Here is an 18,200-nt window from a genome sequence, read left to right on the forward strand (position 1 = left end):
AGGTGGCTTGTGTATAGGTGTCGCGGTGCTGGACATAGAGCGAGAAGCCCTTAACATAGATGTTCCAAATCAGCCATCAGGGAAGTAAACGCTGATGAATAAAGTAATTTATTCACTACGCTTTTTTGCCTCAATACCCTTCTATGCAATATCCATTTTGTTATGGGCCTACGTCGTAAAAACGGTCATCGAATCTACGGTGCTCGTATTTTTAGTTTATTTGACCCCTTACAGCTTTGGGCAGGTATTGGGAACCTGGATTGTTTGCATTGTGATGGCGGGTATTTCTGTTGGCATATGGATGCTGGGAAGATACGTGCGTACCTCGCACTTTAAAAGCGCCCCCAAACCAACGACCGCCGAGCTGCCATAAGATCTTACATAGGGCCTTGCGCATCACACTGACCCCAACCTTTAAAAGCCAAAAGCGGGAGGGGATCAATACCCCTTTACACATAAGTGATGTGCCGGTGCGGTTCTTCATAGCGCCCTACCAGACTCGTATATTGAATCCACCGTGGCATGCTGGCTCACGCAGCGTGCTGATGATGAGACCCCAAAACGAGACGTCATTATGAACAGTACAATTCAACCGCATTCAAACCTGACAGTATCTGCACATGAGATCGATGCCGAATACTTCGAGTACAGCAAAGCGGCAAACCCGATCAGCGCGAACTTGATCACCCGCATTCCGTACCAGAGCTTCCCCGCTTCGCTCTATGATTCAGGCCCGTCTCGAACAGTTGCTCTCGACTTGAGCGAAAAACTACAGTGTGAAGGCCCAGCAACCGGCCCAGGTCTTTGCGCTAGTTTCATTCGACTGAACGCCGGCGATGACGTCACATTAGCGCCCAACGCGACCTCACAGGTTCTGTATGTAATCGATGGTAGCGGCAGCCTTTCGTACGGTGAAGAGGCGTTTGAATGGACCAAAGGTTGTTTTATCGCCCTGCCAGGGATGAACAGCACAACCCTGAAGGCGTCGGCGGACGCACGATTCTACTGGGTACATGATGAGCCTCTTCTTCGCTACTTAGGCGTGAGCAGAAGTGAAGACCGCTTCACCCCGACGCTGTACCCTGCGGATGTCGCATCGGCAAAGCTTCGTGAAGCCGCTGATGACCCACGTGCACAGGATCGCAGCCGCATCAGCATTCTGCTGGGTAACAGCAACTTCCCCCAGACACGCACAGTGACCCATGTGCTGTGGGCTATGTACGGCATCCTCCCCGCTGGCTCGATCCAAAAACCCCACCGGCACCAATCCATCGCCCTGGACTTCATCATTGACTGCCCAACCGGGTGCTATTCGCTTGTCGGGACTGAACTGGACGAAAATGGCCATATTCGTCATCCAGAACGCGTAGATTGGACGCCAGGGCTGGCGTTTGTCACACCACCTGGCTATTGGCACGCCCACTTCAACGAGTCGGATCGCGAGGCATTTCTGATCCCGATTCAGGATGCAGGTCTACAGACATATCTGCGATCACTGGATATTCGGTTCAGCTAAATGGACGCCCGGCATGGCTAGCTCATACCGGGAACCATCACCACGCAGGCGGGTTGACCACGCGATCGGCAATGAAATCGATGAAGCATCGCACCTTCGAGGAAACGATGCGCTTCGGGGGATATACAAACCAGACGGCGCCAGATTCCTGTGAGCCCTTGACCTCCCAATCAGGCAGCCAGCGCACCAGTCGGCCATCGCGCAAACTGGCGCTGGCAAGCCAATCCGGGAGCAATGCCATGCCCAACCCGCGGCTCACCGCAATTAGCTGAGCGTCAAGGTCATTTATCCAAAGTACAGCACCAACGGGCAACGAAACCTGCTCGTCGTTGTTGGCCCATATCAACCTCTCGGGGCACTCACGCCCGATGATCATCAGGTCTGCGGGCAGTTGATCAGGGCAATCCGGTGGAGGATAACGAGTGGCAAACTCGGGACTCACACATAGGAAAGTCTTCACCTGCGCCAGCTTTCTCGCCTTGAGATTGGAGTTGGTCAACCTGCCAATTCGAATCGCAAGATCGATTCCAGTGGCGATCAGATCGACTTGTGACTCCTCAAGGCTGAGATCCAGTGTGATGTCTGGATAACGCTCGATAAACTCGCCTACCAGAGGAAGGATATGATGACGTGCAAACGCAGGAGGAAGACTAACCTTCAACCTCCCTCGGGGATTCTGATTGAGGGCGGACGTTGCCGCCCTGGCTTCTGACAATTCAAAGAGGACTTTTCGGGCATGGTACAAGAACGTTTGCCCACCCTCCGTCAATGCGAGTTTTCGGGTTGATCGATTGAACAGTGCAATGCCGAGATCTTGCTCCAGGTCTTTGATATAACGCGAGACCGTAGAAGCTTTGATTCCCAAACGCCCTGCGGCTTTGGAGAAGCTGTTCTCATTGGCAGACTCTACGAAAGCGGTCAGTGCTGCTAGGTAGTCCAAGTGCGCCTCTCTGGTTTGCTGGTGTCGCCAGCCCGGCTATTCGGGGCATTTGAGCCCTGATTAAGAGTTGCGCAAACCGCCGGAAATGATGCGCAGACTACCTGGCGCTCAACGACAAGCGTAGAAGAATGCCAGAAACACAAAAGCCCCGCATAGCGGGGCTTTTGTTTGAATCTTGGCGGGAAACCAGGGATTCGAACCCTGGGAACGCTATTAACGTTCGCCGGTTTTCAAGACCGGTGCATTCAACCACTCTGCCAATTTCCCTTTTGCGTCACAGGATTATAGTAGGCCATCCTGTCTCAGCGGGCGCCATAATACCCGAATGAAACACACTGTCAAACTCTCGCCATAGCTTGTTACAGAGCGTCTGTTATGATCTTTGCGACTGAACGTTTCAAAACCGAAGGAGTGTCGCCATGCGCGAACAGAATTACGCAGTGAATGGCAACGCGCAGGCTGAGCAGCTTGAAGTCAGCCGCGTGTTGCGCAACACCTATGGCTTGCTCGCCCTTACCCTCGCCTTCAGCGGTGTAATGGCGTTCGTGGCGCAGCAGATGCGCGTCGGCTATCCGAATATCTTTGTCGTGCTGATCGGCTTCTATGGTCTGTTCTTCCTGACCAACAAGTTGCGCGACTCGGCCTGGGGCCTGGTGTCGGCGTTTGCCTTGACCGGTTTCATGGGCTTTATCCTCGGCCCGATCCTCAACCGTTACCTCGGCATGGCCGGCGGTGCGGAGGTGGTCAGTTCGGCGTTTGCCATGACGGCCCTGGTGTTCGGCGGCCTGTCGGCCTATGTGCTGATCACCCGTAAGGACATGAGCTTCCTGGGCGGCTTCATCACCGCAGGTTTCTTCGTGTTGCTGGCGGCGGTGGTTGCAGGCATGTTCTTCCAGATCAGCGGTCTGCAACTGGCGATCAGCGCAGGTTTTGTGCTGTTCTCCTCGGTGTGCATCCTGTTCCAGACCAGCGCCATCATCCACGGCGGCGAGCGCAACTACATCATGGCAACCGTCAGTCTGTATGTGTCGATCTACAACCTGTTTATCAGCCTGTTGCAGATCTTCGGCATCATGAGCCGCGACGACTGATTGCCAGCCGCATAAAAAATGCCCCGTATCGAAAGATGCGGGGCATTTTTTTTCTTATCAAGAACATCAAGAGCCAGGCTGTCAGTACCGGTTGGGTTCCATTTCCAGCTCGACCTTGAAACGTTGGCGGATGTCCTGCTGGATGCGTTCGGCCAAGTGGGCAATGTCGTGCCCCGTGGCGTTGCCATAGTTGACCAGCACCAGCGCCTGCAACGTGTGCACACCCGCGTCACCGTCACGAAAGCCCTTCCAGCCGGCCTTGTCGATCAGCCAGCCGGCCGCGAGCTTCATCTGCCCCTCTGCCTGGGGGTAGGCCACCAGGTCCGGGTACTGCGCCTGCAGTTCCTCGGCCAAGGCTTTGGGTACCAACGGGTTCTTGAAGAAGCTGCCGGCATTGCCCAGCACGGCCGGGTCCGGCAGTTTTTCGCTGCGGATGCTACAGATTGCGCGGCTGACATCGCTCGGCGTCGCGTCAGTGATCCCCTGCCCCGCCAGACGCTGTTGCACCGGGCCATAGTCGAGCGTGAGGTGGCGGCTGCGGCTCAGGGCAAAGCGCACCCGCAGGATCAGCCAGCGCCCGGTTTCGTGCTTGAACAGGCTGTCACGGTAGGCGAAGTTGCATTCGTGCAGCGTGAAGTCGCGCAACTCACCGGTATGGCGGTCCAGGGCGGTGAGACCGGCGAATACATCCTTGATCTCCACGCCATAGGCGCCGATGTTCTGCATCGGAGCCGCGCCGACGGTGCCGGGGATCAGGCTGAGGTTTTCCAGGCCGCAAAAACCCTGCGCCAGGGTCCACAGTACAAACGGGTGCCAGGCCTCGCCGGCTTCGGCTTCGACCACCACCTGCATGCCATCATCGTGCAGCACACGGATGCCTTGGGTGGCCATCCGCAAGACCAGCGCTGAAATGTCCTGGGTCAGTAGCAGATTGCTCCCACCGCCAATGACCAGCAGCGGCAGCGCCTGCGCCTCGGCATAGGCCAAGGCTTCGCGCACATCAGCATCGCTGTGGGCCTCGGCGAACAACCGGGCGCGCACATCAATGCCAAAACTGTTGAATGGCTTGAGCGATACCTGCGCAAGCACTTGCAAGGTCATAACCGCCCCTTCAATTCGATCACCAATAAATCACAGGCCCGTTCGATCAGGTCCAGAACGCGTTCGAAACCTTGTTCGCCTTCGTAGTAAGGATCCGGTACTTCGTCCACTTCGGCGTCATACCGGCGCAGGAACAGGTCCAGCTCAGCCTTGCCCTGCCCCGGCTGCAGCGCCTTGAGGTTGCGCAGGTTGCTGTGGTCCATGGCGAGGATCAGGTCATAGCGCGCAAAATCGGCGCGGGAGACCTGCTGCGCACGTTGCGCCGACAAATCGTAACCGCGCACCAGCGCCGCACGTTGGCTGCGCTGGTCAGGCGGGTTACCGATATGCCATTCGCCGGTGCCGGCCGAAGCCACCTCGACCTGACCGGCCAACCCCGCTTCGCGCAGTTTATGGCGCAGTACGCCTTCGGCGGTGGGCGAGCGGCAGATATTGCCCAGGCAGACGAACAGGACCTCCATCAGGCCCCCAGCAGACGACGAACGCGGTCGAGGTCTTCCTGGGTGTCGACACCGGCCGGCGGTGCTTCCAGGGCATCCGCCACGTGGATGCGCACGCCATGCCACAAGGCCCGCAGTTGCTCCAGCGATTCGGTGTTTTCCAGCCAGCACGGGCCCCAGTTGACGAAGTCATGCAAGAAACCGGCGCGATAGGCGTAGATGCCGATATGGCGGCGATACGGCACGCCTTCCGGCAGCAGGTCGCGGTTGCGGGCGAAGGCGTCACGTGCCCACGGCAGGGTCGAACGACTGAAAGTCAGGGCCAGGCCGTTGACGTCGCTGACCACTTTCACCACGTTCGGGTTGAACAGCGTTTCAATGTCTTCAATCGGCTCAGCCAGGGTCGCCATGCGCGCCTCGTCATGGGCGGCCAGGTTGGCGGCCACCTGATCGATCACGCTCGGCGGAATCAGCGGTTCGTCACCTTGCACGTTGACCACGATGGCGTCGGCCGCCAGGCCAAGTTGCGCGGCCACTTCGGCCAGGCGGTCGGTGCCGGAGTTATGGTCTTCACGGGTCAGTACCGCCTCAGCGCCGAAACCTTTGCAGGCTTCGATGATGCGCGGGTCATCGGTGGCTACCACCACGCGCTCGGCGCTGCTTTTGCAGGCCTGTTCCCACACCAGCTGGATCATCGGCTTGGTGCCGATCAGTTGCAGCGGCTTGCCCGGCAGACGGGTCGACGCATAGCGCGAGGGAATGACAACGGTAAAGGCTGTGGTCATTTATCCAGGCGCTCATCGGCGGTCAGGGTGCGGGCTTCGCTTTCGAGCATCACCGGGATGCCGTCACGGATCGGATACGCCAGGCCGGCGCCTTTGCTGATCAGCTCGGTCTTGTCGGCGCTGAGCTTGAGCGGGCCTTTGCAGATCGGGCAAGCGAGGATGTCGAGCAGTTTGGTGTCCATGAGGGTTTCCTGGAAAGAAGCGTTTAAGGCAAGAGTCGGTCGGGCAGCAGGCGCATCAGTTGCGTGTCGAACCAGGCGACGAACGCCGGCGACGGCAGCGCATCCACCGCAAGGTACCACCAGTCGGGCCGGGCAAAGGCGCGGCACTTCACCGCGTCCTTTTCAGTCATGACCAGTGGCAACGACGGCGTAAAATTCAAGACCTCGGCGCTGTAGGGCGCATGGTCGGCAAACGCATGGGGTATGGGTTGCCAGTGTAGCGTTTCAAGGGTGTTGAAGAAACGTTGCGGATTACCGATGCCGGCGACCGCATGCACCCGCTGGCCCGGAGCGAAGTGCTCGACGCAGCGGCGCTCGCCGGTCTGCAGGTTGATCAGCGCGCTGGGCTGCAGGCGAAAGGCAAAACCATCGTCGCGATCTGAGCCGGCGCCGTTATAAAGCAGCGCATCCACACTCTGCAAACGCTCCACCGGCTCGCGCAATGGCCCGGCCGGCAGGCAACGGCGGTTGCCCAGGCCACGGGCGGCATCGATCAGCACCAACTCCAGATCGCGAGCCAGACGGTAGTGCTGCAGGCCGTCATCGGAAAGGATCAGGTCGAGCGGTTCGCTGGCCAGCAGCGCCTTGACCGCGCGGCTGCGGTCGGGGTCGATCATCAGAGGCACGCCGCAACGCTGCACGATCAGCAGAGGTTCATCCCCCGCCACCTCGGCGCTATGGCTGGCTTCGACACGCCACGGCAACTGCGGCGGCTTGGCGCCATAGCCCCGGCTGACCACGCCGACGCGCAAGCCCGTGCGCCGGCAGTGTTCGATCAACCACAGGATCAGCGGCGTCTTGCCGGTGCCGCCGACGGTGATATTGCCGACCACCACCACCGGCACCGGCGACTGATAAATATTGCCCTCGCCCGCCACGAATCGCGCACGTTTGCGCGCCACAACGCGGCGATACAGGGACTCCAGCGGCCGCAACAGCGCAAGTGCAGGATGGCCCTCGTACCAGGCCTTGAGCAAACGATCGGACATGGCCATCAGGGTGGGCTCGCCGCCTCGACCGTGCTCATGCGCAAGTGGCTGAAGCCCAGCTTGCCGGCCGCGTCCATCGCGGTGATCACGGCCTGGTGCTGGGTTTTGCCATCGGCACTGATGGACAGCGGCATCTTGGTATCGCCGCCGGACTCTTTCTCCAGGGCAACCATCAGGCTGGCGAGGTCGTTTTTCTCCAGTACCTGATTATTCACCGAGAACACACCGTCGGCGCTGATGGCGATGTCAATCTGCTTGACCTCCTGGTCTTCGGCCGGCGAACCGCTCACCGCTTCCGGCAGGTCGACACGCAGTTCGGTCTGCCGGGTGAAGGTGGTGGTGACGACAAAAAACAGCAGCAGGATAAACACCACGTCGATCAGCGACGCCAGGTTGATATCGACATTTTCCCGTTGCTTGCGGCGAAATTTCACGCGTTGCCCCCGACCAGGTCCACATCACGGTCGCCCTGCACCACTTCCACCAGCTTGATGGCTTCCTGCTCCATGCCGACCACCAGTTCATCGATGCGCCGCTGCAGGAAACGGTGGAAGAACACCGAAGGAATACCCACCATCAGGCCCGCCGCCGTGGTGATCAGCGCCTTGGAGATACCACCCGCCAGCACCGCGGCGTTGGTGCTCATGCCCGAGCCCATGAACGAGCTGAAGATATCGATCATGCCCAGCACCGTCCCCAGCAAACCGAGCAGCGGGGCCATGGCGGCGATGGTGCCGAGGGCATTGATGTAGCGTTCCAGTTCATGGATAACCCGGGCGGCGGCCTCTTCGATGCACTCTTTCATGATCTCGCGACCATGCTTGGAGTTGGCCAGGCCCGCGGCAAGGATTTCACCCAGCGGCGAGTCGGCGCGCAGGGCCTTGAGTTTTTCCTTGTCCAGCTGCTTGTTCTTGATCCAGCCCCAGACCTGCCCCAGCAGATGCTCGGGGGTGACACGACTGGCGCGCAACGTCCACAGGCGTTCGGCAACAATGCCGAGTGCGGCGATGGAGCTCAAGATGATCGGCAACATCATCCAGCCACCGGATTTGACCAATTCCCACACAGTGAATGTCCCCTCGAAAAAGTGCGCCACTTTACCATATAGGTTCGGCAGCGGGGTTCGTCGGCCTAGGGTAACCGCTCGCGCCAGAAACGCCGTTGACTGCGCGCAACGATTGGGGGTGCAAACGCGCCCAGCTGCAGGCGAATGGCTCCCTGTTCGGCGCTGTCGTAAACGCGGCTGCCCAGCGCCTGGTAGCGCTGCAGCACTTGCGGGTGAGGATGACCGAAGGCATTGCCGCGGCCCCTGGAAATCAGCACCGATGCCGGGGCCAGTTGCTGCACGAAGGGCCAGGAGGAGGAACTGTGGCTGCCATGGTGCGGCGCTTGCAGCCAATCGGTGCGCACGGCCAGCGGTGAGGCGAGAAACGCCCGCTCGGCGGCGCGATCGATATCCCCGGTGAGCAGCAGCCGCTCGCCATTGGCCTGCACCTGCAATACGCAGGATTTCGGGTTGCCAGTGATAGCTTCAGGCCATTGCCACAATTCGAATTGCACACCGTCCCACACCCACCGCTCACCGCTGACACACGGCTGAGTCGCGAGAAAGGTCGGCAGCCCCTCCGTTTCTCCACCCACCACCCGTTTGATCGACACCCCCCGAGCAACAGCGGCAGCGCCACCGGCATGATCGGCGTCCGCATGGCTAAGCAACATCATGTCCAGCGTCCCGACCCCGAGTTTCTTCAACGTCGGCAGCACCACCCGAGCGCCGAGATCAATCGCTCCCGAGCGCGGGCCCGCATCGTAGAGCAAGGCATGATGGCGGGTGCGCAGGATCAGCGCCTGGCCCTGCCCCACATCCAGCTGCTCCACCTCCACCCGCCCATGGGGCACCGGCTCGCGCGGTGGAAACACCGCCAACAGCAGCATCGGCCAGCCCAACAGGCGAAACGGCACGCCTTTAGGCAACAGCAACAATATCGCGCCCGCCAGGCTCACGCACCAATACCCCAAGGGCACCTCGGCCGGTATCCAGGCGGCACGTGCCCAGCGAGCCATGCCAATCCCTGGAACAACCCATCCAGCGCGCCACCCGCCAGCCACACAATCCCCGCCCCCAGCAACGGCACCCACAGCAACGCCGTCCCCAGCAATGCCAGCGGTAACACCACCAGGCTGATCCACGGCACCGCAACCAGATTGGCCAGCGGTGCACTGATGCTGACGGGCAACCCCAACACCAGCAATACGGGAAACAGACCAATCGCAATCAACCACTGGGGACGGGTCCAGGCCTGCCAGGCACTCCAGGGGCCCAAGCGCCCGCCGAACGCCAGGACCAGCACGGCGACCGCCGCGAACGACAACCAGAACCCCGGCTGCAAACTGGCCAACGGCTCAAGCATAAGCACCCCATTGAGCGCCAGCAGCAGCGGCCACCACAGCCCCAGATGACGAAAACGCAAACGCCACACCAACACCAGCCCCACCATCACGCAGGCGCGCTGCACCGGCACACCGAACCCCGCCAGCAGGCCATAGCCCAGCGCGGCGGCAAACGCCAGGCCACAGGCCCAGGGTAACCACGGCCAGGTCCGAGGCCAGCACCCATGCCGTGCCAGCAGCGCGACCAACCCGTAGACCAACCCCGCCAACAGCCCGATGTGCTGCCCGGAAATGACCAGCAGGTGCACGGTGCCGGTGGCCTGCAATACGTGCCAGTCATCGAAGGCCAATCCGGAACCATCGCCCAGCACCAGGGCGGCCAGGCCCGCCTCACGGCCCTGCGCATCCACCGCCATCAACCGCTGGCGAACGCTGTCGCGCCAGGCATTGCGCGCCGGCGTCAAACGCTCACCGTCCTTCACCGAGCCCGTCGCGCCGATGCGCTGGGCCAGCAGCCAGGCTTCCCGATCAAAGCCATGGAAATTTAGCAACCCGGAGGGCCGCTTGAGGGTGATCGCCAAACGCCAGCGCTCACCGCTGCGCACCGTTGGCCCGCCATGCCAGGACACTCGGATACGCTTGGGCAACCGCGCCTTGCGCGACCGGCTGTCGGACAGTTCAAAACGCACACCGTCGCCGGTTTGCTGCGGTAGCCCACTGACACGCCCTTCCACCCAGCGCGTCTGGCCGTCGAGGGACGGTGCCAGGCGGTCATCGAGCGCCCATTGCGCGCTGACGCATGCCCAGCTCAGCCCCAGCAGGAAAAACGCCAACGGGTACGTGCGAAACGGCAACAGCATCAGCGCCAGTACCAGCAGGGCTATCAGCCAGCCGGTGGACGGCAGCGCCGGCAGCAACCCCAAAGTGAGCAGCCCCAGCGCAAGCGCAAACATCCCTGTTTTCATGGATCATCCCTTTCAAGTGATCCACTCAGTCTTAGTCAGGGACTAAGATGGCGCTGATGATGTTTTGTCACAAAGTCTGAATTTTCTGTTTATAGAATGCGCGCATACTTGCCCCTCGAACTGACCTGGACCCCTTATGCCCCGGCGCTTATTCAAACGGTACATGCCCGACCCCACCAGTATCAGGGAACACAAGTCATTACAGTTTCTTGGCACCTTGCTGCATGACCCGAACCTCTGGCACCTCAATCGACACTCAGTGGCACGTGCCATGGCGGTAGGTTTGTTCGCGGCGTTTATCCCGATTCCGTTGCAGATGCTGCTGGCGGCAGTGCTGGCGATCACCGTGCGCGGCAATATGCCCATCGCCATCAGCCTGGTGTGGCTGACCAACCCGATCACCATGCCAGTGGTGTTCGTGTGCACGTACTTGACCGGCGCCTGGTTGATGAACGTACCGCCACGCAGCCTGCCCGATGACCTGACCTGGGAATGGATCAGCGGTCAATTGAGTACGCTGTGGCAACCGTTCCTGCTGGGTTCGGTAGTGTTGGGACTGGTGTTGGGCGCGCTGGCCTATTGCCTGACCATGGGCTACTGGCGCTGGTGGGTCGCGCACCAGTGGAAGAAACGCAAGCAGCGTCGCGGTTGAAACCTAGCGCGCCGGCAAACGCAGATGGACGCGCAAACCCTGGCCGGTATTTTCCGCCCACAGGCTGCCGTCCTGACGCTGCAAGGCATTGCGCGCAATGCTCAGGCCAAGGCCAAAGCCACCATCCCCTGGCCGGGACCCTTCGAGCCGGGTAAACGGCGCGAAAATCCGCTCCAGATCTTCGTCATCAATCCCCCCGCCCTGGTCTTCCAGCCATAGGTGCCAGTACTCGCCATCCAGCCGCCCATCGAGGCATACCACTCCGTCCTGCGGGGAATGGCGTATGGCGTTGCGCAGGATATTTTCCAGGGCCTGGGCCAAGGCATTTAAATTGCCCCGCACCCAACACTGCGCGCCCAACAAACACGGCAGGCGCGATACAGGCCAATCGCTTTCAAAGCACGCGTTCTCACGCAGCATGTCCCAAAGAGCCAGAACCTGGATATCTTCCTTGGGCAGCGGCGTCCGCTCGGCATCCAGCCAGGCCAGTTGCAGGCTGTCGTCCACCAGGCGCTGCATGGCATCAATCTCGCGCCCCAGCCGTTCGCGCAGTTGCGCCAGGTTCTGCTCACTGTCGCAGGCCACTCGCAGACGGCTCAACGGTGTGCGCAGTTCATGGGACATGTCCCGCAGCAACTGCTGTTGCAGCACCACCGTGCCCTGCAAGCGCTCGGACATATGATCGAAGGCCCGCCCCAGTTCGCCCAGCTCGTCCTGGCGGCTGGTGGCATCGTGGGACATACGCGTATTCAACTGATCCGCGCGCCAGGCATTGGCCTGCTCGCGCAATTGATTGAGCGGCATGATCAACAGCCGATAAAGGCCTATGCATAGCAACAGGGTGAACAGGCCGGGGATCACACCGTTGGTCAGCACCCGCCAGAGCACCTGGTAACGCCCCGGCATAAAGCGTTGCGGCAATTCGATCACCAGCGAGCCAGCGCTGGGGTCAGCCGCAAACGGGATCTTCAACCACGGCAAGCCCTGTACATGACGGCTGACCGGCCAATCCAGGCCGCGCAGGAATGTCAGGCGCTGGCTTTCTGCGTCGGTCAGCGGGTAACTGCTCAACGATTGCAAGTCATTGCCGATCACGCCGATCCAGGTGCTCTCGCGCTTGCCCATCGCCTGCAGCCACGCATCGACGCCGGCACTACCGCCACTGTTCCAGGCCTGCTCGGCACTCACGGCATACCCACTCAAGGTGATCCGGGCCTCGTCCGACAGGTAGGCATTCTTCTGCTCCATGTACCGGCCCCAGGACCAACTGAGCCAGATCATCAACAAACAGAAGGCGATCAACAGGCAAGCCAGCTTCCAGAATAACGAATGCTTGCCCGGCAACCGTTTCAGCGAAGTCTCAAAACCCATCGGCGTGTCCGCTCAGCACGTAGCCCTTGCCCCACACCGTACGCACTTCACGCTCGCTGTAGCCGATGACCTTGAGCTTGCGGCGGATCTGGCTGATATGCATGTCCAGGCTGCGGTCATGGGGGGCATAGCCGCGTTGCAACACATGCTGGTACAGGAAGGCTTTGCTGAGGACTTCCTCCGCACTGCGATGCAGGGTTTCGAGCAGACGATATTCGCTGCGCGTCAGGCCGGCCGAACGTCCCAGGAAAGAGACGTCGCACACCTCATCATCGAACCGCAGAGTCCGTGCATCGTCGCGCACAGGGACTCGTGCGGGCAGCGGACGACGATCCAGCGCGACCCGACGCAGGATGGCCTCGATGCGCACCCGCAGTTCAACCATACTGAAGGGCTTGGGCAGGTAGTCATCGGCGCCCAGGCGAAACCCACTGACGCGGTCAGCTTCGGCGCCCAGGGCGGACATCAGAATCACCGGGATTGAATGGCTCTGGCGCAAATGGGTCAGGATCGACAAGCCATCCAGCCCCGGTAGCAGGATATCCATCAACACCACGTCAAATGCCTGGTCACGTGCCATTTGGAGGCCTTGCCGGCCGTTCCGGCACCAGGTGACTTGAAAGCCACAACGCCCCAGATGCTCATGGACATAGGCGCCCAGCACGGGGTCATCTTCGATGGTCAGGATACTGGGTAGGCTAACTGCTGCGGGATTCATTAGCGTCTGCAAGTCATTCTCAATCGCTGATTATTCAAGATTACCCCGCCGCAGGCAATCGCCAGCCGACGCCCAATGGCCCGAAGATTGCGGTATGTCATTAATTTGCAAGATTCCACCCCGTGCAAATGGCTACACTGCGCAGGTGGCGCGGGCCGGATGCCGGCGCAGACTATTGAAACCAGCGTGGTAGCAGGAGAGTGGCGTGCTTAGAAGAATGGGGATAAAAGGCCGCGTACTGTTGCTGACCTTATTGCCGACCAGCCTGATGGCGCTGTTGTTGGGGGGCTATTTCACCTGGATGCAGCTCTCTGAGCTGCAAGCCCAGTTGCTGCAGCGCGGCGAAATGATCGCCGAGCAGTTGGCGCCGCTGGTTGCGCCGGCGCTGAGCGGGCGCAACACCGAACTGCTGGAGCGCATCGCCACGCAATCGCTGGAACAGCCGGATGTACGCACGGTGTCGTTCCTCGCGCCGGACCGCACTCCCCTCGCCCATGCCGGCCCGACCATGCTCAACCAGCCGCCCGTCGGCAACAGTTCGCATTTATTGCAACGCACCGGCAACGACGCCACCCGTTACCTGCTGCCGGTGTTTGGCCGTCACCGCAACCTGGCGGGCGACGTGATCCCCGATGAAGCGGACCGCCTGCTGGGCTGGGTCGAGGTGGAGCTGTCCCATAACGGCATGCTGCTGCGCGGCTATCGCAGTTTGTTCGCCAGCCTGCTGCTGGTTGCCCTTGGCCTGATCTGCACCGCCGCCCTCGCGCTGCGCATCAGCCGCACGATCAATGCACCGATCGGGCAGATCAAGCAAGCCGTGACCCAGCTCAAGGACGGTAACCTGGAAACGCGGCTGCCACCCTTGGGCAGCCAGGAGCTGGACCAGCTCGCTTCGGGCATCAACCGCATGGCCGAAACCCTGCAAAACGCCCAGGAAGAACTGCAACACAGTATTGAACAGGCCACGGAGGACGTGCGCCAGAACCTGGAAACCATCGAAATCCAGAACATCGAACTGGACCTGGCGCGCAAGGAGGCCCTGGAGGCCAGCCGCATCAAGTCGGAATTCCTGGCCAACATGAGCCACGAAATCCGCACGCCGCTCAACGGCATTCTCGGTTTTACCCACCTGCTGCAAAAAAGCGAACTGACGCCGCGCCAGCTCGACTACCTGGGCACCATCGAGAAATCCGCCGACAACCTGCTGGGCATCATCAACGAAATCCTCGACTTCTCGAAGATCGAGGCCGGCAAGCTGGTGCTCGACAGCATCCCCTTCAACCTGCGTGATTTGCTGCAAGACACCCTGACCATCCTCGCCCCCGCCGCCCATGCCAAGCAGCTGGAACTGGTGAGCCTGGTCTACCGCGACACGCCGCTGTCGCTGGTGGGCGACCCGTTGCGCCTCAAGCAGATCCTCACCAACCTGATCAGCAATGCGATCAAGTTCACCCGCGAAGGCACCATCGTGGCCCGCGCGATGATCGAGGACGAGCAGGAAGACAACGTACAACTGCGCATCAGCGTGCAGGACACCGGCATCGGCCTGTCCAGCCAGGATGTGCGCGCCTTGTTCCAGGCGTTCAGCCAGGCCGACAACTCGTTGTCCCGCCAGCCCGGCGGCACGGGGCTGGGCCTGGTGATCTCCAAGCGCCTGATCGAGCAGATGGGCGGTGAAATCGGCGTCGACAGCACACCGGGCGAAGGTTCGGAATTCTGGATCAGCCTGAACCTGCCCAAGACCCGCGACGACGTCGAAGACCTGCCTTGCGCGCCGTTGCTCGGCCATCGCGTGGCGGTACTGGAAAACCATGAGCTGGCGCGCCAGGCCCTGCAACATCAACTGGAAGACTGCGGCCTGGAAGTCACGCCGTTCAACACCCTGGAAAACCTCACCAACGGCATCACCAGCGCCCATCAGACCGAGCAGGCCATCGACCTGGCGGTACTCGGCGTGACCGCCAACGACATACCGCCTGAGCGCCTCAACCAACACCTTTGGGACTTGGAACACCTGGGTTGCAAAGTGCTGGTGCTGTGCCCCACCACCGAACAGATGCTGTTCAACCAGTCGGTGCCCAACCCCAACAGCCAGTTGCAGGCCAAACCTGCGTGCACACGCAAACTGCGCCGGGCGTTGTCCGACCTGATCAGCCCACGCCCGTCGCGCAGTGAGCAGGGCGAACCACTGGCCAGCCGTGCGCCTCGCGTATTGTGCGTGGACGACAACCCGGCGAACCTGTTGCTGGTGCAGACCTTGCTCGAAGACATGGGGGCCAAGGTGCATGCGGTCGAAAGCGGTTACGCCGCGGTCGACGCCGTGAAACAGGACACCTACGACCTGGTATTGATGGACGTGCAGATGCCCGGCATGGACGGTCGCCAGAGCACCGAGGCGATCCGCCAATGGGAAAGTGAGCGCCATGGCACGCCATTGCCGGTGGTGGCCTTGACCGCCCACGCCATGGCCAACGAAAAACGCGCCTTGCTGCAAAGCGGCATGGACGATTACCTGACCAAGCCCATCAGCGAGCGTCAGCTGGCCCAGGTGGTGCTGAAATGGACCGGGCTGGCCTTGCGCAATCAGGGGCCGGAGCGCTCAGTCGACGGCCTGGCCCCTGGGGTGCACCTGCCAGTGCTGGACCACGAAGAGGGCCTGCGCCTGGCCGCGGGCAAGGCCGACCTGGCCGCCGACATGCTTGCCATGCTGCTGGCCTCGCTGGAGGCTGACCGCCAGGCCATTCATGTGGCGCGCGATGCCAATGACAACAACGCCTTGATCGAACGCGTCCACCGCTTGCACGGCGCCACCCGTTACTGCGGCGTGCCGCAACTGCGCGCCGCCTGCCAGCGCGCCGAAACCCTGCTCAAGCAGAACGACGCCAAGGCCATGAACGCCCTGGACGAACTGGACATGGCGATCGCACGGCTGGCCAGCGAGGCGCGGGTCAGCGCCTGATACCTATGAAACCGGGTTTTTGTGGTGAGCGAGCCGGCCTCGCGCGGGGCAAGCCCGCTCACAAAAAAAAACCGCGCCATAAGGGACTTCACCTAATCATTGCAGGGAGCTTTTTTGATGCGCGTCATTCTTTTCAGCAGCCAGACCTACGACCGCGACAGTTTCCTCGGCGAACCCTTGCCGCCCGGCCTGGAGCTGCAATTCCAACCCGCACGGCTGAACCTGGACACCGTCGCCCTGGCCGAGCACCACGAAGTGGTCTGCGCCTTTATCAACGACGACCTCAGCGCACCCGTGCTGGAACACCTGGCCCAGGGCGGCACCCGGCTGATCGCCCTGCGCTCGGCCGGTTATAACCATGTCGACCTGGCTGCCGCCAAGCGCCTGGGACTGACCATCGTGCGCGTACCTGCCTATTCACCGCATGCCGTGGCCGAACACGCGGTGGCCCTGATCCTCGCCCTCAACCGTCGCCTGCACCGCGCCTACAACCGCACCCGCGATGGCGACTTCAGCCTGCATGGCCTGACCGGTTTCGACTTGGTGGGCAAGACCGTCGGCGTGGTCGGCACCGGCCAGATCGGCGCGACCTTCGCCAAAATCATGGCCGGCTTCGGCTGCACATTGCTGGCCTACGACCCCTTCCCCAACCCACAGGTCCAAGCCCTGGGCGCATGCTATGTCAGCCTGGCCGAGCTGCTGGCCGAGGCGCGGATCGTCAGCCTGCATTGCCCGCTCACCGCCGACAGCAAGCACTTGATCAACGCCCGTTCGCTGGCGCGGATGCAGCCCGGCGCAATGCTGATCAACACCGGCCGCGGCGGCCTGGTGGACACCCCGGCGTTGATCGAAGCACTCAAGGACGGCCAACTCGGCTACCTGGGGCTGGATGTGTACGAGGAAGAAGCCCAGCTGTTTTTCGAAGATCGCTCGGACCTGCCCCTGCAGGACGACGTGCTGGCGCGGCTGCTGACCTTCCCCAACGTGATCATCACCGCGCACCAGGCGTTCCTCACCCGCGAGGCGCTGGCAGCGATCGCCGGCACGACGCTGGCCAACATTGCCGCATGGGCCGATGGCCGGCCGCAGAACCTCGTCGAAGGATGATCAGCGGTCACATACCAGGCTCATGATCAGCAGGCACCCGTGATAGGATGCCGCGCCTATTTGGAGGATCCATGGCCGAACACGATTTCCGCTTCAGCTTGCTGAGCCCGCAACACACCCTGATCGAATGCCGCGCCCTGGTGCCGGGCCGTTACCAGGTCACCGGCAACGGTGGCTCGATCAAGCATGGCGACGTACTGATCGTCACCCTGCGCGGCAGTAAAACCCTGTCGATGCGCCTGACCGTCGAAGGCGACGCGCGCTACTCCATACGCCCGGCGGGCCAGTGGGTCGCCATGGCCCAGGGGCCGAAGTTCGGCGAGCTGGAGATCCACACCTGGAAGGTCAACTGCGACAGCTGCGACGCGGTGCTGGAATTTGAATTCGCGGTGGAAACCAAACTGACCAAAGAACCCCTGCAACCGGCCGCCAATGCGCGTATCAAAGAACTGGGCTGGGCCAGCGAAGGCGACAAGCACCGCTGCCCGAAATGCCAGAAGGCCGCGAAATGAAACGCCTGCTGCTGCTCGCCGCCGTCGGTGCGGCCCTCAATGGTTGCGCCGGTGATGCGGTCAAGCTCAAGCAGGATCACAGCTACGTGGTGGAATGGATCGGTGAGCGGCCCTTGATGGATTACGCGCACCTGACCGTCACGCTCGGCGCCGATGGTCGCGCCTATGGCAATGGCGGTTGCAACCACTGGTTTGCGCCGTACACCCTGGACGGCAACACCCTCAGCTTCGGCAAGTTGGGCAGCACCCGCAAGCTCTGCGGCGAAGCCTTGATGGAGCAGGAACAGCGCTTCTTCCAGGCCCTGCAAGGCGTGCAACGCTGGGACATCTCGCCGATCGAGCAAACGCGCTTCTGGCCGGCCGAGGGCAAGCCGATTCGCTTGTGGCTTGAAGAAGGCTGACACCGCCAATCTGTGGTCGAGTGAGATCTGAATGTGGGAGG

The 18,200-nt window shown here is 61.4% G+C and carries 18 protein-coding genes, 1 tRNA gene and 1 pseudogene; 8 read left to right on the forward strand and 12 right to left on the reverse strand.

Annotation, left to right across the window (positions count from 1 at the left end; translation table 11 throughout):
- Window positions 1-94 precede the first annotated feature (94 nt).
- On the forward strand, window positions 95-373 hold the full coding sequence (locus JWR98_RS04940) for a hypothetical protein (RefSeq protein ID WP_205489402.1): 279 nt from the start codon (window positions 95-97) through the stop codon (window positions 371-373).
- A 201-nt stretch (window positions 374-574) separates the two neighbouring features.
- Window positions 575-1,516 (forward strand): cupin domain-containing protein, encoded by a 942-nt coding sequence (locus tag JWR98_RS04945; RefSeq protein ID WP_078733645.1) that lies wholly within the window; start codon window positions 575-577, stop codon window positions 1,514-1,516.
- 37 nt (window positions 1,517-1,553) lie between these two features.
- Here JWR98_RS04945 and JWR98_RS04950 read toward each other — a convergent pair whose 3' ends face one another.
- Both JWR98_RS04950 and JWR98_RS04955 read right to left on the reverse strand, forming a co-directional pair.
- Window positions 1,554-2,456, reverse strand: a complete 903-nt coding sequence (locus tag JWR98_RS04950; RefSeq protein ID WP_205489403.1) for a LysR family transcriptional regulator — start codon at window positions 2,454-2,456, stop codon at window positions 1,554-1,556.
- A gap of 176 nt (window positions 2,457-2,632) precedes the next feature.
- Window positions 2,633-2,723: transfer RNA gene (locus JWR98_RS04955), tRNA-Ser, on the reverse strand.
- A 152-nt stretch (window positions 2,724-2,875) separates the two neighbouring features.
- Between JWR98_RS04955 and JWR98_RS04960 the strand changes: the two genes are divergently transcribed.
- Entirely contained in the window at window positions 2,876-3,547 is a 672-nt protein-coding gene (locus tag JWR98_RS04960) for a Bax inhibitor-1/YccA family protein (protein WP_003174664.1), read from the forward strand.
- Between the two features lie 81 nt (window positions 3,548-3,628).
- Here the strand turns inward: JWR98_RS04960 and murB are convergent, their stop codons facing one another.
- The 8 genes and pseudogenes from murB to JWR98_RS05000 all read right to left on the reverse strand — a co-directional run bounded on the left by murB (window position 3,629) and on the right by JWR98_RS05000 (window position 10,439).
- Window positions 3,629-4,648 (reverse strand): UDP-N-acetylmuramate dehydrogenase, encoded by a 1,020-nt coding sequence (murB, locus tag JWR98_RS04965; protein WP_205489404.1) that lies wholly within the window; start codon window positions 4,646-4,648, stop codon window positions 3,629-3,631.
- Window positions 4,645-5,109: a low molecular weight protein-tyrosine-phosphatase gene (locus tag JWR98_RS04970; RefSeq protein WP_003174666.1), complete on the reverse strand. Its 465-nt coding sequence runs from the start codon at window positions 5,107-5,109 to the stop codon at window positions 4,645-4,647. Before JWR98_RS04970 ends, murB begins: the two co-directional genes overlap by 4 nt.
- Window positions 5,109-5,873: a 3-deoxy-manno-octulosonate cytidylyltransferase gene (kdsB, locus tag JWR98_RS04975; RefSeq protein WP_078733664.1), complete on the reverse strand. Its 765-nt coding sequence runs from the start codon at window positions 5,871-5,873 to the stop codon at window positions 5,109-5,111. Before kdsB ends, JWR98_RS04970 begins: the two co-directional genes overlap by 1 nt.
- Window positions 5,870-6,055: a Trm112 family protein gene (locus tag JWR98_RS04980; RefSeq protein ID WP_071551147.1), complete on the reverse strand. Its 186-nt coding sequence runs from the start codon at window positions 6,053-6,055 to the stop codon at window positions 5,870-5,872. The genes kdsB and JWR98_RS04980 overlap by 4 nt, the downstream gene beginning before the upstream one ends.
- Window positions 6,056-6,078: 23 nt before the next feature.
- Window positions 6,079-7,089, reverse strand: a complete 1,011-nt coding sequence (gene lpxK, locus JWR98_RS04985) for a tetraacyldisaccharide 4'-kinase (protein ID WP_205489405.1) — start codon at window positions 7,087-7,089, stop codon at window positions 6,079-6,081.
- Window positions 7,089-7,517 carry an ExbD/TolR family protein gene (locus JWR98_RS04990; protein ID WP_078733666.1) on the reverse strand — a complete coding sequence of 143 codons (429 nt, stop codon included), beginning with the start codon at window positions 7,515-7,517 and terminating at the stop codon, window positions 7,089-7,091. Before JWR98_RS04990 ends, lpxK begins: the two co-directional genes overlap by 1 nt.
- Window positions 7,514-8,149 carry a MotA/TolQ/ExbB proton channel family protein gene (locus tag JWR98_RS04995; protein WP_042944912.1) on the reverse strand — a complete coding sequence of 212 codons (636 nt, stop codon included), beginning with the start codon at window positions 8,147-8,149 and terminating at the stop codon, window positions 7,514-7,516. Before JWR98_RS04995 ends, JWR98_RS04990 begins: the two co-directional genes overlap by 4 nt.
- Window positions 8,150-8,214: 65 nt before the next feature.
- A pseudogene (locus JWR98_RS05000) lies at window positions 8,215-10,439 on the reverse strand (DNA internalization-related competence protein ComEC/Rec2).
- 136 nt (window positions 10,440-10,575) lie between these two features.
- On the opposite strand from JWR98_RS05000, the gene JWR98_RS05005 reads away from it, so the two are divergent.
- On the forward strand, window positions 10,576-11,091 hold the full coding sequence (locus JWR98_RS05005; RefSeq protein WP_078733668.1) for a DUF2062 domain-containing protein: 516 nt from the start codon (window positions 10,576-10,578) through the stop codon (window positions 11,089-11,091).
- Window positions 11,092-11,094: 3 nt separating this feature from the next.
- Here JWR98_RS05005 and JWR98_RS05010 read toward each other — a convergent pair whose 3' ends face one another.
- Both JWR98_RS05010 and JWR98_RS05015 read right to left on the reverse strand, forming a co-directional pair.
- The gene (locus JWR98_RS05010; protein WP_205489406.1) at window positions 11,095-12,462 is read right to left on the reverse strand and encodes a sensor histidine kinase; all 1,368 of its coding nucleotides are present in this window, start codon (window positions 12,460-12,462) and stop codon (window positions 11,095-11,097) included.
- Window positions 12,452-13,180 carry a response regulator transcription factor gene (locus JWR98_RS05015; RefSeq protein WP_078733670.1) on the reverse strand — a complete coding sequence of 243 codons (729 nt, stop codon included), beginning with the start codon at window positions 13,178-13,180 and terminating at the stop codon, window positions 12,452-12,454. The genes JWR98_RS05010 and JWR98_RS05015 overlap by 11 nt, the downstream gene beginning before the upstream one ends.
- A 205-nt stretch (window positions 13,181-13,385) precedes the next feature.
- Here JWR98_RS05015 and JWR98_RS05020 point away from each other — a divergent pair, with 205 nt between their 5' ends.
- From JWR98_RS05020 to JWR98_RS05035, 4 genes are all read left to right on the forward strand, one after another.
- A complete protein-coding gene (locus tag JWR98_RS05020; RefSeq protein ID WP_078733671.1) occupies window positions 13,386-16,139 on the forward strand; it encodes a response regulator in 2,754 nt (917 codons plus the stop codon).
- Window positions 16,140-16,256: 117 nt separating this feature from the next.
- On the forward strand, window positions 16,257-17,246 hold the full coding sequence (locus tag JWR98_RS05025; RefSeq protein WP_078733672.1) for a 2-hydroxyacid dehydrogenase: 990 nt from the start codon (window positions 16,257-16,259) through the stop codon (window positions 17,244-17,246).
- Between the two features lie 71 nt (window positions 17,247-17,317).
- Window positions 17,318-17,758: a hypothetical protein gene (locus JWR98_RS05030; RefSeq protein ID WP_078733673.1), complete on the forward strand. Its 441-nt coding sequence runs from the start codon at window positions 17,318-17,320 to the stop codon at window positions 17,756-17,758.
- Entirely contained in the window at window positions 17,755-18,159 is a 405-nt protein-coding gene (locus JWR98_RS05035; protein ID WP_078733674.1) for an META domain-containing protein, read from the forward strand. The genes JWR98_RS05030 and JWR98_RS05035 overlap by 4 nt, the downstream gene beginning before the upstream one ends.
- The last annotated feature ends 41 nt before the right edge of the window (window positions 18,160-18,200 follow it).

The organism is Pseudomonas lactucae, assembly GCF_016937615.1.
Lineage (GTDB): Bacteria > Pseudomonadota > Gammaproteobacteria > Pseudomonadales > Pseudomonadaceae > Aquipseudomonas > Aquipseudomonas lactucae.

Bases quoted from the DNA above. Each gene is read 5' to 3' on its own strand.
- JWR98_RS04940 (WP_205489402.1), top strand. From the start codon at position 95: ATGAATAAAGTAATTTATTCACTACGCTTTTTTGCCTCAATACCCTTC.
- JWR98_RS04945 (WP_078733645.1), top strand. From the start codon at position 575: ATGAACAGTACAATTCAACCGCATTCAAACCTGACAGTATCTGCACAT.
- JWR98_RS04960 (WP_003174664.1), top strand. From the start codon at position 2,876: ATGCGCGAACAGAATTACGCAGTGAATGGCAACGCGCAGGCTGAGCAG.
- murB (WP_205489404.1), bottom strand. From the start codon at position 4,648: ATGACCTTGCAAGTGCTTGCGCAGGTATCGCTCAAGCCATTCAACAGT.
- JWR98_RS04970 (WP_003174666.1), bottom strand. From the start codon at position 5,109: ATGGAGGTCCTGTTCGTCTGCCTGGGCAATATCTGCCGCTCGCCCACC.
- kdsB (WP_078733664.1), bottom strand. From the start codon at position 5,873: ATGACCACAGCCTTTACCGTTGTCATTCCCTCGCGCTATGCGTCGACC.
- JWR98_RS04980 (WP_071551147.1), bottom strand. From the start codon at position 6,055: ATGGACACCAAACTGCTCGACATCCTCGCTTGCCCGATCTGCAAAGGC.
- lpxK (WP_205489405.1), bottom strand. From the start codon at position 7,089: ATGGCCATGTCCGATCGTTTGCTCAAGGCCTGGTACGAGGGCCATCCT.
- JWR98_RS05005 (WP_078733668.1), top strand. From the start codon at position 10,576: ATGCCCCGGCGCTTATTCAAACGGTACATGCCCGACCCCACCAGTATC.
- JWR98_RS05010 (WP_205489406.1), bottom strand. From the start codon at position 12,462: ATGGGTTTTGAGACTTCGCTGAAACGGTTGCCGGGCAAGCATTCGTTA.
- JWR98_RS05015 (WP_078733670.1), bottom strand. From the start codon at position 13,180: ATGAATCCCGCAGCAGTTAGCCTACCCAGTATCCTGACCATCGAAGAT.
- JWR98_RS05025 (WP_078733672.1), top strand. From the start codon at position 16,257: ATGCGCGTCATTCTTTTCAGCAGCCAGACCTACGACCGCGACAGTTTC.
- JWR98_RS05030 (WP_078733673.1), top strand. From the start codon at position 17,318: ATGGCCGAACACGATTTCCGCTTCAGCTTGCTGAGCCCGCAACACACC.
- JWR98_RS05035 (WP_078733674.1), top strand. From the start codon at position 17,755: ATGAAACGCCTGCTGCTGCTCGCCGCCGTCGGTGCGGCCCTCAATGGT.